The sequence below is a fragment of the Pseudoalteromonas luteoviolacea genome (assembly GCF_018100925.1).
Lineage (GTDB): Bacteria > Pseudomonadota > Gammaproteobacteria > Enterobacterales > Alteromonadaceae > Pseudoalteromonas > Pseudoalteromonas obscura.
Genome location: NZ_JAGJEH010000005.1, coordinates 161,101 through 173,811, shown reverse-complemented (window position 1 = coordinate 173,811; position 12,711 = coordinate 161,101). Strand labels below are relative to the sequence as shown.

General features: G+C 40.0%; 12 protein-coding genes. 3 read left to right on the top strand and 9 right to left on the bottom strand.

The window, feature by feature from the left end; genetic code table 11:
• Positions 1 to 127: 127 nt before the first annotated feature.
• The 5 genes from J8M00_RS12270 to J8M00_RS12250 form a co-directional block, all read right to left on the bottom strand.
• Positions 128 to 1,327, bottom strand: coding sequence for a DUF642 domain-containing protein (locus J8M00_RS12270; RefSeq protein WP_211010520.1), 1,200 nt, complete (start codon positions 1,325 to 1,327; stop codon positions 128 to 130).
• A gap of 569 nt (positions 1,328 to 1,896) precedes the next feature.
• Positions 1,897 to 2,721 (bottom strand): sulfite exporter TauE/SafE family protein, encoded by an 825-nt coding sequence (locus J8M00_RS12265; RefSeq protein ID WP_247687352.1) that lies wholly within the window; start codon positions 2,719 to 2,721, stop codon positions 1,897 to 1,899.
• A gap of 88 nt (positions 2,722 to 2,809) precedes the next feature.
• Positions 2,810 to 3,838: a methionine synthase gene (locus tag J8M00_RS12260; RefSeq protein ID WP_211010518.1), complete on the bottom strand. Its 1,029-nt coding sequence runs from the start codon at positions 3,836 to 3,838 to the stop codon at positions 2,810 to 2,812.
• 24 nt (positions 3,839 to 3,862) lie between these two features.
• Positions 3,863 to 4,849, bottom strand: a complete 987-nt coding sequence (locus tag J8M00_RS12255; RefSeq protein WP_211010517.1) for a DUF1852 domain-containing protein — start codon at positions 4,847 to 4,849, stop codon at positions 3,863 to 3,865.
• Positions 4,850 to 5,470: 621 nt separating this feature from the next.
• Entirely contained in the window at positions 5,471 to 6,121 is a 651-nt protein-coding gene (locus J8M00_RS12250) for a hypothetical protein (protein WP_211010516.1), read from the bottom strand.
• A 633-nt stretch (positions 6,122 to 6,754) separates the two neighbouring features.
• Here J8M00_RS12250 and J8M00_RS12245 point away from each other — a divergent pair.
• Entirely contained in the window at positions 6,755 to 7,651 is an 897-nt protein-coding gene (locus J8M00_RS12245; RefSeq protein WP_211010514.1) for an ABC transporter ATP-binding protein, read from the top strand.
• Positions 7,648 to 8,385, top strand: a complete 738-nt coding sequence (locus J8M00_RS12240) for an ABC transporter permease (RefSeq protein ID WP_211010512.1) — start codon at positions 7,648 to 7,650, stop codon at positions 8,383 to 8,385. The genes J8M00_RS12245 and J8M00_RS12240 overlap by 4 nt, the downstream gene beginning before the upstream one ends.
• Before the next feature lie 212 nt (positions 8,386 to 8,597).
• Here J8M00_RS12240 and J8M00_RS12235 read toward each other — a convergent pair whose 3' ends face one another.
• Complete coding sequence (locus tag J8M00_RS12235) at positions 8,598 to 9,506, bottom strand: LysR family transcriptional regulator (protein ID WP_211010511.1); 909 nt, start codon at positions 9,504 to 9,506, stop codon at positions 8,598 to 8,600.
• Positions 9,507 to 9,623: 117 nt separating this feature from the next.
• Between J8M00_RS12235 and J8M00_RS12230 the strand changes: the two genes are divergently transcribed.
• Complete coding sequence (locus J8M00_RS12230) at positions 9,624 to 10,406, top strand: hypothetical protein (RefSeq protein WP_211010509.1); 783 nt, start codon at positions 9,624 to 9,626, stop codon at positions 10,404 to 10,406.
• A gap of 401 nt (positions 10,407 to 10,807) precedes the next feature.
• Here J8M00_RS12230 and J8M00_RS12225 read toward each other — a convergent pair whose 3' ends face one another.
• The 3 genes from J8M00_RS12225 to J8M00_RS12215 all read right to left on the bottom strand — a co-directional run bounded on the left by J8M00_RS12225 (position 10,808) and on the right by J8M00_RS12215 (position 12,334).
• Positions 10,808 to 11,320, bottom strand: coding sequence for a hypothetical protein (locus J8M00_RS12225; RefSeq protein WP_211010508.1), 513 nt, complete (start codon positions 11,318 to 11,320; stop codon positions 10,808 to 10,810).
• A 112-nt stretch (positions 11,321 to 11,432) separates the two neighbouring features.
• A complete protein-coding gene (locus tag J8M00_RS12220) occupies positions 11,433 to 11,783 on the bottom strand; it encodes a hypothetical protein (protein WP_211010507.1) in 351 nt (116 codons plus the stop codon).
• Positions 11,784 to 11,809: 26 nt separating this feature from the next.
• On the bottom strand, positions 11,810 to 12,334 hold the full coding sequence (locus J8M00_RS12215; protein WP_211010505.1) for a hypothetical protein: 525 nt from the start codon (positions 12,332 to 12,334) through the stop codon (positions 11,810 to 11,812).
• Positions 12,335 to 12,711 lie beyond the last annotated feature (377 nt).

Here is a 12,711-nt window from a genome sequence, read left to right as displayed (position 1 = left end):
TATGTGCTACTTCAAGGCCACATGGGCTGTATTAAAATTAACGTAGCTTAAAAGCGATAACTATATAAAACCATCAAAGTGCCATAAAAATAGCCAATATCCCTAGCCATTTTTTTATCGACACAACTTAATTACAGTAATTATCGACGAAAGTTAGATCATTAATATGCTCTGGTGCGTCCATAACATATGTAGACACTGCTGTTTGAGGATTAACGGTATAAATTTTCGCGTTTTCACCTGAGACTCTTCCAGAGACATAAAATAAACCATCATCAGAAATTGCTAAACCAGACGCCCAGTTAATACCATGATGACCGATCAAGGTTAATGCCATTGAACTCTCATCGATTGTATATAAGGATTTACCCGTTAACACATAAAGTGTGTTGTTATCAGCAGAATATGCAATGTCGCCGTGTGAGAAGGAGTCTCCTGAGTAACGCATCTTACCTAACACGGTTTTTTCGCCAGTTCGAAGATTGTAATCATACATATACGTTTTACTGGTGGCGCGCAAAGTTTGCCCATTGGCTGTTACTGCAGAACGATAAATTGGCCAGGATTTCGCATCCGTCTCAGCGACTTGAGCACCGGTTTCTAGATCTAGTGACCAAAGTTTTGAAGCCTTGCTGCCAGAATCAAGCTGTTCCATGAAATAAAGCTTACCATTGTGACTCGCAATGTTTGACGCAGTATTTTGAGCCCCAGCTACGACACTGAAAGTCTTTGTCTCTATATTAAACTTATAGACATAACCCGTCTCAAACGAGCCATAGTTATTAATCCCAAAAATACCCGTGTGGCACGCCTGCTTTTCTGATACGACTACGTCGTCAATAAAGCCTCCTAGACTATCGTTTGTGCCAGTCCCAGTAAAACGGATCTCTGAACTACTTGAATCCGCCTCTACAGACAAGGTGAAAGATTGCCATCCCCTTTGCGCTGCGTTTAAATTTAAAACCGTCGTGCCATTCCACTTAACATCAACTTTATTTGTCTGGTTGTTCCCAGTAACACGCGGTGAGTAGTAAAAGGACACTTCATAGGTTTTCCCAGCTTCTGTTGCTACAGTTTGAAATACGCTGTGATTAGCAGTCGAATCAAGCTCAATATATTGATTGCCATCTTGAGCGGTAATGATACCGAGGCGTGACGTTTGAATTTCAAACCTCGCCCCTTCACGTTGCCACCCGGTTACTGTACTGAGTAATTTCCATTTAGAATTAACGACATCCTGTTCGAAAGAGCCGTTTGTAACTAAATTGTCCGCTATTGCAGTTTGCGAAGCAAAAAGCGTGGACATTGCAAAAAGAGATAATTTCATATCGTAATACTCCCAGTTTTGGTTGTGTTTACAGCACATTCGAAAAATATTTAGTCAATAAATTCAGGTGATTAAATTAAATACAAACGTTCAATTAGAGGTGAATGTATATATTCATGTGTAGTGAAGTTGCACAAATAATGCCTAAACTGAAAGGAGCACTTATCAATCGGGAAATTGCCACAAAAGATCAGGGTTTCACTGGCAACTTTTAAGGGAGTTTATTAAGTTCAGTTGAATGAATTGAATTAGAGTTTTAGCATGCTTAAACACATCATCATAAAACAGCAAGTCATTGAAAACAAACTGCTTTTACAGAAAATAAAGGAGTAAGCCTGTATCGAGAGGATTTTGATATTGAAAGGCTGACTGATTATTTTGAGGCTTAACAATAGGTCAGCCACTTTCCAAGTGGCTGACCTATGGCAAAAACCTAATAGTGAAAGAGTCAGATCTTGCAGTATGCAGTAGTGATTAAATCACTTTCAGCTTTGAGCCAAATACTTCCAGCGCCCGCTTACATTTACTTTTTCACATTTTTGCAGGTTAATGTCTGCGCTTGTTCAGCCCTACAAAAATAATTGTATTAGCATACGCATGCCTGTAATAAGCAATACGATAGAAAATACTTTCTTGAGCTTTGTTGCGTCTAATTTAGCTGCGAGTGATGCGCCAACTGGCGCAAATAACACGGTTAAAGGCACAATACATAGAAATGCAACTAGGTTCACAAGTCCGAACGTGCCCACAGGAGCATCAGCTGGTGACTGACCTAAAATGAGCATAGTCGCGGCACCTGGCAAAGAGATAATTAATCCAATGGCAGCGGCTGTACCCACAGCTTTGTGAGCTGGGTAGTTACAAAGCGTAAGTAATGGAACAGAAATAGTACCGCCACCAATACCCACCATTGAGCTGAAAAACCCGATTGAGGTACTCATTGTTGCTTGTCCGGCTTTACCGGGTAGTGATTGAAATAAAGCTGACTTGCCTGTTCGAAACATCATATTCAGGGCTGATAAGGTAGCGATCACACCAAATAGCCCTGTCAACCAAGCGCCGTTGATGCGAGTTACCAGCCAACTTCCTGCCAAAACGCCAATAAATATAAACACAGCCCAGCGCTTTAAAAGGTCAAAATCTACATTACCTTTTTGATTGTGCGAGCGAATTGAGCTGATGGAGGTTGGAATAATTGTCGCTAACGAAGTCGCGGTGGCGATGACCATGGCCGACTCAGGCGATACGCCAAAGCTCTGAAAAACAAAAAATAGCACCGGCACTATCACAATACCGCCGCCTACCCCCAACAAACCTGCCAAAATCCCCGCAAATGCACCAGTTGCAATCAGCGCGATAAGTGTTGAAGTATTATTGCTTAAAAACTCTATCATAGTGTGAATCAACAACGTTTAAATGAAATAAATAAAACCAACAAACGGAAAACCCACTTGTTGGTTATGTAAAAGACAAACGAAGAAATTATGCAGAGAGCTCTTTTCTTACTATTTCAGCCCCTGCTGCTAAAGCCTGCAATTTGCCTCTCGCTACTTCTCGTGATAGCGGTGCCATACCGCAGTTTGTACTTGGGTAGAGCTTGTCGGCATCGACATATTTAAGTGCTTCGCGAATAGTGTCGGCGACTTCTTCTGGCGTTTCAATGTCATTGGTAGCTACATCAATAGCACCTACCATCACTTTCTTGCCTTTAAGCAATTTCAGAACTTCTAAAGGCACTCGCCCGTTATGACATTCTAAAGAAATAATGTCGATGTTAGAGCGTTGGATAGCTGGAAAGGTTTTTTCATAGTGACGCCACTCATTGCCCAATGTTTTCTTCCAATCGGTATTTGCTTTGATGCCATAGCCATAGCAAATATGTACAGCGGTTTCGCACTTAAGCCCTTGGGTTGCGATTTCAAGGGCTTCTATACCCCACTCGTTCACTTCATCAAGGAACACATTGAACGCAGGTTCATCAAATTGAATGATATTAACGCCAGCTGCTTCAAGCTCTTTTGCTTCTTCATTCAATGCTTTAGCAAATTCGAATGCCAGAGTTTTACGGTCTTGATAATAATCATCATAAAGCGTATCTACCATGGTCATCGGCCCAGGTAACGCCCATTTGATTGGCTGCTGTGTTTGCGAGCGTAAAAATTTTGCATCATCAACAAACACCGGCTTTTGGCGGCTTACTGGGCCAATAATGCCCGGCACACTGGCGTCGTAGCGGTCACGAATTCGAACCGTTTTCTTATTTTCAAAATCAACACCGCTTAAGTTTTCGATAAACGTGGTGACGAAGTGCTGGCGTGTTTGCTCACCGTCACTCACAATTTCAATACCCGCACTGTCTTGTTCTTGTAATGTTACTCTCAGTGCGTCTTTTTTGCCGGCAATCAGTTCTTCACCTTCTAGTTTCCAAGGTGACCAAAGCTGTTCAGGTTGTGCTAACCAAGATGGTTTTGGCAGACTTCCTGCGGTAGAGGTTGGGAATAGTTTTTTCATAATTAATGCATCTATACCTTAAAATCAGAATGACGGCTGAACAAAGTTAGCGGCCCATTTTTCCAGCGTTGATTGGTGTCGCTGAATAAAGTTATCTTCGCACCACTTGCCTTGTTCAATTGCAAGGCGAGCGCGCTCCTCTCGGTCATAAACCACTTGCGTTAAAGAGCAATCTAAGTTTTTCAGGCTTGGCTTATAAGTTTCACCAGCGGTAGAGTTCGCGTTATAAATCTCTGGGCGATAAATTTTTTGGAACGTTTCCATGGTGCTCAGCGTACTGATCAGCTCCAATGTGCTGTAATCGTTTAACAGATCACCGAAGAAAAAGAATGCATACGGAGCAACACTGTTTTCAGGCATAAAGTAACGAACTTCCATGCCCATTGTTTTGAAATACTGCTCTGTCAGTGATGATTCATTCGGCGTGTATTCAACACCTAAAATCGGGTGTGTATTACTTGTACGATGATAGGTTTTGTTGTCTGATACACTTAAACAAATGACAGGCGGCTTACTAAAGTTTTCTTTGTAAGCACTTGAATTAATGAAATCTTGAAACATTTTACCGTGCAATTCACCATAGTTATCTGGCACAGAAAACTGATCTTTTCCTTCATTATGTTTACGCAGTAGCACGCTAAAATCGTAATCGCGTACATACGATGAGAAATTGTTACCCACAATACCTTCGATACGTCTGTTCGTATGGTGATCAACGATGTATGTTTTTAAAACTTCGATAGTCGGGAAGGTTTCACCATTGCCTTCAACATCAATGTCTACATGCACAATATCAATTTCAACAGCGTAGCGGTCTTTGTTTGGGTTATCCCAATTTGCCAGACTATTAAAACAGTTATTGATCATGTTAATTGCTTTACGCAGGTTTTCCTGACGTACTTCACCACGCGCCAAATTAGCAAAGTTTGTAGTAAGGCGCGTATCGTTTGAAGGTGAATAGTGCTCATCAAATCGAATGGTCTTAATGGAATAGGTGAAATCGCTGCTCATAATATTGTGGTGTCCCTAGCTTAAAATTAAATCTGGCCTTAAAAGTAATGAAGCGATTCTATGATGAATAACCCATGATTAATATTGATTTAATTTTATGAACCTATGAGTTTTGCTCATGGTATTATGTGAACGGAGCGAATACGTAAATACGCAGGAATTGTTAATCGCAGTAAGCGACGAGCTTGGGTGGTAATTAATTCTGTGTTTAGTGCTACAGTTTTATGAACAAAGCCGTTGGCTTTTTAAGTATATTTGCAATCGTTCGAAACAGCGTGTTATCACTGAAAAGCTGTTTTACTACGTGAAGGGCTGCGCTCCAAGCCCACGGCAAAATATGCAGTACAACGAGCGCCGCGTTTAGGTCATATATCATTTCTCTAATGCAATTACATAGGTTTTGGACCACCACTCTATATTTGTGGAGCACAACTCTATTTTTTGTGGACCACAATTACGAATGATGGACCAAAAAACACATGGGTTTGTGCAATCAACAAAGACGAGAAAACATACGTTTTAGAATTATTATTTTCGCAAAAAAATATTGCTCAAATAACAAAAGTGAAAGCCCCAGCATGTGTACTAGGGCTTTAGATTGGGTGTTTTTATATGTTTACCTTAAATATTCTTGCAAACAAAACTCTTAATTAAGCCTAATTCATAATTTGACTCTATGTCATAGCCATTTTCTTTAGCCGAATGAAGCGTATCTTCAAAAGAAGGCGCAGTTAGAGTATTGTTAGCGATTTTCTTTTTTAAGCTAATTAAATATAAATCCGCTATGAGCCAATATGTATCACGATCTCCAAATGATAAGACGCAATCAGTGAAAAATGTTGGCAATTTATAGAGCTCTACAGAATGAATATAGTCGTTAACTATACTCTCACTATTGCTCTTAATATAAGTTAACCAAGACTTAAGCCGTGTTATGGTTTCTTGCAAATCTTCAGTAACACCAAATTTACCTTCATTAATGGATGAGGCTTGACAGGCGATCCCAAAAGACAATCGATTTTGCACAAGTTTTATTGGAATGCCTGTAAGAATATTCATTGCCTGTGCGACGTCATTATCTACGATACCTATAGAAACTAACGGCGTATCTCCATATTTATCCCAATTAAGATCAACAGCAATCGATATGTTCCCTGCACCATGTAAACTAAAAACTCGGTGGCCTTTTTCATTTAGAACTCTTTTTAAACCAAATGCTTTTAACACAGCCTCTATCTCGGCAAGTTCTTGTTTAGTTTTATTTTCATTCATAACTATAATCCAGTTATTGGAACTGTAAATAATTCTACTTGAGTAGGTCCAAAAACTCTATTGGGGCTCCTGACATGCGGTATGGTAGGCGAACAATTTTGAGATGACACATATGGACACTCCATATATGTCATCTTTATTTTCTAGTTGGTCGTATACACCGCTATATATTTGTATATAGCACTTCACTTGGACCAGAAAGTCGAAAGATACGGTCACAAAAGTCAAATAGGCGTGACCAAAATATCAGCGACATGCGGCCAAATACAAAAAAGCCCCAGCATTTGTACTAGGGCTTTAGATTGGGTGTTTTCTAAATTTTTTTCGTCGTTTTAACTTTATGTGTTTACAACAAATTGAGATAGGAGTCATGTTTATTTCTTACCTCAATATGACACTTGTCATAAAAATCAATGACAAAGCTCACTAATCCCAAAGCAAATACATTGCCATACTCACCTTGCCAACAAAATGACAGCATGGCAGAGGATAGATGGAAGTATTTATTTGGGGAGCACAGGCAATGGGATATAGCTTAATGCAATGCCAAAAGACGCTTATAGAAGTAAACATATCGGCTCCTAAAGAGACAATAAAAAGTATGCGAAAGCAACCATGATGAGGGTATAGACTATGACTGAACACGCTGCCATTACCGTAGAGGGGCTATGCCACAGCTACGGAAGTAAAACGGTGCTAAATGAGCTTTCATTTACCTTAGAGAAAGGCAAAGTGTACGGCATATTAGGCGCTAATGGAGCTGGTAAAACTACATTAATAAATCTTTTGTTAGGCCGCTTAAAACCCACAGCAGGCAAGATAAATATCTTAAATATGCAAGCTGGATCTGTGCAAGCGAAAGCGAAAGTGGGCGCTATGTTACAAGTAGGCAGCTTACCTGGCAGTTTAACCGTAGAGGAGCAACTAACCTTATTTGCCAGCTATCATAGTGCCCCGTTAACGATTGCTAAAGCGCTGCGTTTGTGTGACTTAAATCAGCATCGTGACAAGGCATTTAACCAATTGTCTGGCGGATTAAAGCAGCGACTACTATTTGCCATCGCAATTATTGGCAATCCTGAAATTGTGTTTTTAGATGAGCCAAGTCTAGCGATGGATGTAAGTGCACGCAAACAGATGTGGCAAACCATTGGTGCGCTTAAAACTCAAGGAAAAACAGTTTTACTCACCACACACTATATGGAAGAAGCAGAAGCTTTAAGTGATGAGCTATTTATTTTAAGTAAAGGTCATATTGTAGCGCAAGGGAGTGCCGCTGAGCTTAGTCAAAGCATGCAGGTGAGTGAAGTGAGCTTTCGTTATAACGATAGTCTAGAGTCTATACAAAAACAGCTCAATAAGTGGCGTTGGCAGCTAGATGAGGGCATAGCTAAAACGCGGTGCTCGGCCCCAAATGAGTTATTAAAAGCCGCGTTTAATGCTGGGTTGGAATGTCAGCAACTGAGTGTTAAACCCAGTTCATTAGAGCAGACATTTATGACTTTAAACAAGCAGGAGCAAGCGGCATGATGAACATCCCCCTATACAGCTTACGTCAAGAAGCATGGTGTGACTTAAAAAATGTATTTAGGAGCTTAGGGTTTGTAATCCCAGTCCTCGCTTTTCCATGTGCGTTTTATTTATTTTTTGGTGTGACGATGGGCGATCCCACAACAAGCAGCTACTTGTTGATCAATTACATAATTTTTGGCGTGATTGGCCCTGCTTTATTTAATTTCGGTGTGAATGTTGCGACCGAGCGAGAAAATGGTCTTCTGACACTCAAGCAGTTATCGCCAATGCCTGCCAGCCAGTATCTATTAGGGAAAACCTTTACCGCTATTGTGTTTTCGTCCTTGATATTTGTGTTGTTAAGCTGCTTAGCTGTTGTGCTTGCTGGTGTAAATATGGCTTTTCAGCAATGGATGCTGCTATATTTTCTGGCTGTTTTTAGCACAATTCCATTTTGTATGTTGGGTTTATGTATGGGGTTGAGCTTCTCAGCAAAAACCGCACCCGCGCTGGTGAACTTAGTGTATTTACCCATCTCAATGTTGTCAGGTTTGTGGTTGCCGATCGCCCTGTTTCCCGAGGTATTACAGCTCTTAGCATGGTTGTTACCGAATTATCATCTTTCGCAATTGGGACTGAGTATTTTATCTTTACATCAAGGTTTTGAATTGAGCTGGCATGTGATTGGAGTAATGGCTTTCACCTTACCATGTGCTTGGTTAGCAACCAAAAAATATAATAGCCTTCAGTAAGTCCGTTGGTGTTGTCATACTTTCAATACACCTTGTCATGAACAGGGGGCATATAAATTTCTATTGGGATGATAAATATGGACACTCCATTTATGTCATGTTTATTTACTTTTAGGCCAACATTACACTCATCTTTTTACCGCGATTTGGCTCGCAACAAGAATGTAATAATAGGTAGTTATAGCCATTAGGAAATGCTAATGGCTGTTGATTTACTCCGCGCCTATAGCCATAGGGTGTTTATAACCGTGCGCCATTTTGATAAAAGCTCCGAGGTAATCAATATTACTATCACCTTCGCGAGTACCTAAATAAATTTGTTTCGCGATGCCATTTTTACCTAAACGCACAACAGATAATGGTAATTTTACACTGTACTCTTCTGCCAACCAGCGTGGTAATGCTGCGACACCTCGACCACACGCGACCATTTGTAACATGATGTCAGTGGTTTCAACGGTTTTATGTTGTTTAGGGATCACTTGATCTGGATTGAGGAACTGCGTGTAAATATCAAGGCGATCTTTTGAAACCGGATAGGTAAATAGCACTTGGTTTCTAAGATCTTCTGCCTTGGCAAATTTTTGAGCTGTTAATTCATGATCTTTAGGGACGACGAGCACTTGCTCATAATCGAATACTGGCTCAAAGACCAGACCACTTTTAAAATAGGGATCAGGTGTTACCAGCAGGTCTATTTCGTAATCTAACAGAGCGCCTACTCCACCAAATTGAAATTTTTGTTTAACATCTACGTCTACACCCGGCCAGGTTTCTAAAAAAGGCGATACCACCTTTAATAGCCATTGGTAGCAAGGGTGGCATTCCATCCCGATCCTAAGTGTGCCGCGCTCGCCCATGGCGATTTGTTTTAACCTTTCTTCAGCACCGCTCAATAGCGGAAGCGCACGGTTTGCGATATTAAGTAGATAATGGCCTGCTTGTGTTAGCCTTAAACTTCTTCCGTCACGTACCCAAACTGCAGTACCGAGATTGTCTTCCAGTTTACGTATTGTATGACTTAATGCCGATTGTGTTACACAGAGCTCTTTTGCTGCGGCAGTAAGAGAGCCTTGCTGATGGACAGCATGAATGATACGAAGGTGGATACGTTCTAACATTTTTAGTTATGAGTAAAATTAATAGATTGTTTATAATATATCATTATCTCTCATCAATAAACTCATCTAAACTAGCGCCAATTAAATAATCCATACGATTAAATGTAAGTTTAGAAAATGAAAAATGAAGCTAAAACGCCCCTTGTTGCACATTATGACGTTTTTGTAACCAAGATCGAGTCACTGAATAAACATACCTTCCAAATTGAGCTGTTAGCCCCTGAGGGAACCGTATTGGACTATAAGTCAGGGCAATATTTGAAGCTCAAACTTGATGTTAACCATGATGGTAAACCATTGTGGCTTTCATACACAATTTCCAGCCGTTTAGATGCTGATAAACCGAATAAAACCTGCTTGATTATTCAAGTTACCAGTGACTTTTCAGGTAAAGTTGTCGACTGTTTGTTTGCTGCCAAAGCAAATAATCAGCCAGTTACTATCATGCTTGCAATGGGAAAAGCATTTTTACAAACCAATCTTGAGCAACCTCATTTGTTTGTCGCAGCGGGCTCTGGCATATCCAAGATTAAGTGTATAACTGAAGAGATTTTGCATCGAAACCCTGATGCGAATATCAACATTTACTGGTCCAATCGTCATAGCGATGACTTTTTCCTTTTGGAACAGTTTCATGATTGGGCAATTGCACATAAAAACCTGAGTTTCAATACGATTTTAGAGTCGGCTCAGTCGGGTTGGACAGGAAGAACAGGCTTTCTCTACGAAGTCATACAACAAGACTATTCTGATCTTACGGATACACATACTTACTTGTGTGGCTCATCAAAAATGGTTTATGGCACGATTGACCAGCTCAACTCTTTAGGCTTACAAGAGCGAAATTGCTATTCAGACGTTTTTGAATTTTCACCTCGAGACGAAAAGCTAGAAGCGTAGAGTAATTCAGGCTATTTAAAGCTGATAGCACTTTTCAAGTCACGGTCAAATATGTTTTTGGCGTTTTAGCAAGTGATTTTTCTGTCAGCAAAATCATGAGATCAGGTCTTAAATTGTGCAAAGTATTCACTTTTCAAGATATGACCTCAGAAGCTGCTCACGTCCACCTTAAGGGGTGAATAATTGTTATCTAAAATTTGTAGCAAAGCGCAGCTGAGCCTACGGTTACGAATCCGACTTTAAGGCTTTGTTGTATGCCGTTAAGTAATCAATAATCTTATCTACAATTGCTTCTAACTATGGTTGAGTATTTCTACCTGCGAAGTTTGTTACGATGAAGATACCCATCTTTTTCTTTGGGTAAATGGCAAGCCAACTGACTAGCGAATTGGTTTGCATTGCTAGGCATTGGTGAATTTCCGATGGTAAATTAAGGCGGATAACCTCAAACCAATAAGTATACCAAGTCCAAAAGAGGCCTGCATAGCCGCTATGAGCATACCCTCCTCATTCTCACTCATTAGCGCAAATAAGAAACCAGGCAAAGAACCAACGAGCGTGAACCAGCCCCCAAAATGAAAGAACTGAAGAGGCTGCTTTAAATCAAATGGATTGTGTTTCCAAGCTGGAAGTAGCCAAACCTTTGCTGACATTGGATTGAACGCTTGAAGACCAATTATAAACAGCAGACCGACAATACTAAAAAGTAATACTACGGGAAGGAACTGCCACGTCAACGACAGAGTTTCTGGTACAGCATCAGAAGTAACAAAGAACTGCGGAGCTACGCCTATGGTAATAAATAGCAGCCGGACATATAGCCAGTTAACTCGAGCTAAAATAGCTAAGGCCGATTCGTTGATATTTGCCGTAAAGTTATCAATGGCAACTCTACACTTTATAAACAGACTCATGATTTATTGTTTAACGTATTAATAAATTGAGAAAAGTGACAGGCTAAACTAAGCAAAGAATAAGCACAAGCCTGCTGTATTACGCCCATTGTTTAATTAACTTGTTATGTGTTTATTGGCTACAACTTATCCTGTTACGTTTACTAACTGTAATCATAAACCGTTTATTGAATTCATTGTTTGTTAAATAACCACAACTTCCAGTGATTGTTTTGCCGTCAATTTTAAATGAATAATTATAACTACCATCATTTTGAGAGAGTGAATGGTAAATGGTGTTTTCTTGCTTGCGTCCAATAGAGCCAAAATTCAAACGACTCTCAGGCAAACGAACAATGGCCTCTGTGATAGCGTTATCTGATTCATTTATGACAGTAACACTTGGTTTAATAAAAAAATACAGATGATAAAAAGCAATGGCAATAAAAGGGATAGCCACGGTTATCTTAATAAGCTGATTCATCAATAACCTCACTAGCACAGAGCGCCCTAACCAGCCGGGCCTTTGTTTGGCGTCGCTTGAACTTGATTGTTATGTTCCAACTCGTCTTTCATTGCTTGTTTAACTTTTGGGTTCTTAAGCAAGTTTTCATAACCATCAAGCATTGACTCTATTTTATTTTTCGGAATTTGTTCAGTGCTTGGCTTTGAATAAAACTTCATGGCTGCTTGAAATCGAGTCATGGAAACTCGCATGATTGAAGAAATCAACTCATTGTTGTCATGAATTTCGGTGATGTCAAAACAGCCTTTGAGTTTCGTTTTTTCTTTGCCATCTTCACCTTTATATTCATCTACACTCGTAGTCCAAGCCGACCAATCAATATCTTGTTCAGGAAAACGCTTATCCAAGTTCTCAAATAGTTGCGGAGCAAATACGTTCTGCAATACAAACTTCCCGATGTCTTTATCAATTCTACTTATTTCATAAGACAAGCATGAAGCGAGTGGAGCTGGTTCTTGCGCCTCACTGAAATAACTAAAAAACATTAATGCGATATAGAATGTGCGCAAGCTTCCTCCTTGTAACGCCTCGTCAAGGGGCAATAAAATAGTTGGCTAAAATTTGTGAGGTGCGAACAAAGCCAACTGCTTTTTGTCCACAATTTTTAATTTTTCTTGTTATACGATAGTATCCACTATCCCTCGGTTCGAAAAACACCATGTAATTACCAGATAAAAGTTCAACATCCCAAACATCACAGCCTTCTTCAGGCTCTCAGGTAATTAGCCCAATGTTTGTTCTCTTGTGATCTATTGAAAATAGTTTAACCTCAATACGCTAGAAAGTTACATCTCCTATTTTTCCAATTTTTCATTATTTTTTTATTTGCATCACCCTCAGAGTAAGTGCCTCTCGGATCAAGCTCTTCAATTTCCGAATCAACTAG

Coding starts and splice junctions, on each gene's coding strand:
- J8M00_RS12235 (WP_211010511.1), bottom strand. CDS start 9,506: ATGTTAGAACGTATCCACCTTCGTATCATTCATGCTGTCCATCAGCAA.
- J8M00_RS12270 (WP_211010520.1), bottom strand. CDS start 1,327: ATGAAATTATCTCTTTTTGCAATGTCCACGCTTTTTGCTTCGCAAACT.
- J8M00_RS12260 (WP_211010518.1), bottom strand. CDS start 3,838: ATGAAAAAACTATTCCCAACCTCTACCGCAGGAAGTCTGCCAAAACCA.
- J8M00_RS12265 (WP_247687352.1), bottom strand. CDS start 2,721: ATGATAGAGTTTTTAAGCAATAATACTTCAACACTTATCGCGCTGATT.
- J8M00_RS12240 (WP_211010512.1), top strand. CDS start 7,648: ATGATGAACATCCCCCTATACAGCTTACGTCAAGAAGCATGGTGTGAC.
- J8M00_RS12225 (WP_211010508.1), bottom strand. CDS start 11,320: ATGAGTCTGTTTATAAAGTGTAGAGTTGCCATTGATAACTTTACGGCA.
- J8M00_RS12250 (WP_211010516.1), bottom strand. CDS start 6,121: ATGAATGAAAATAAAACTAAACAAGAACTTGCCGAGATAGAGGCTGTG.
- J8M00_RS12255 (WP_211010517.1), bottom strand. CDS start 4,849: ATGAGCAGCGATTTCACCTATTCCATTAAGACCATTCGATTTGATGAG.
- J8M00_RS12245 (WP_211010514.1), top strand. CDS start 6,755: ATGACTGAACACGCTGCCATTACCGTAGAGGGGCTATGCCACAGCTAC.
- J8M00_RS12230 (WP_211010509.1), top strand. CDS start 9,624: ATGAAAAATGAAGCTAAAACGCCCCTTGTTGCACATTATGACGTTTTT.
- J8M00_RS12220 (WP_211010507.1), bottom strand. CDS start 11,783: ATGAATCAGCTTATTAAGATAACCGTGGCTATCCCTTTTATTGCCATT.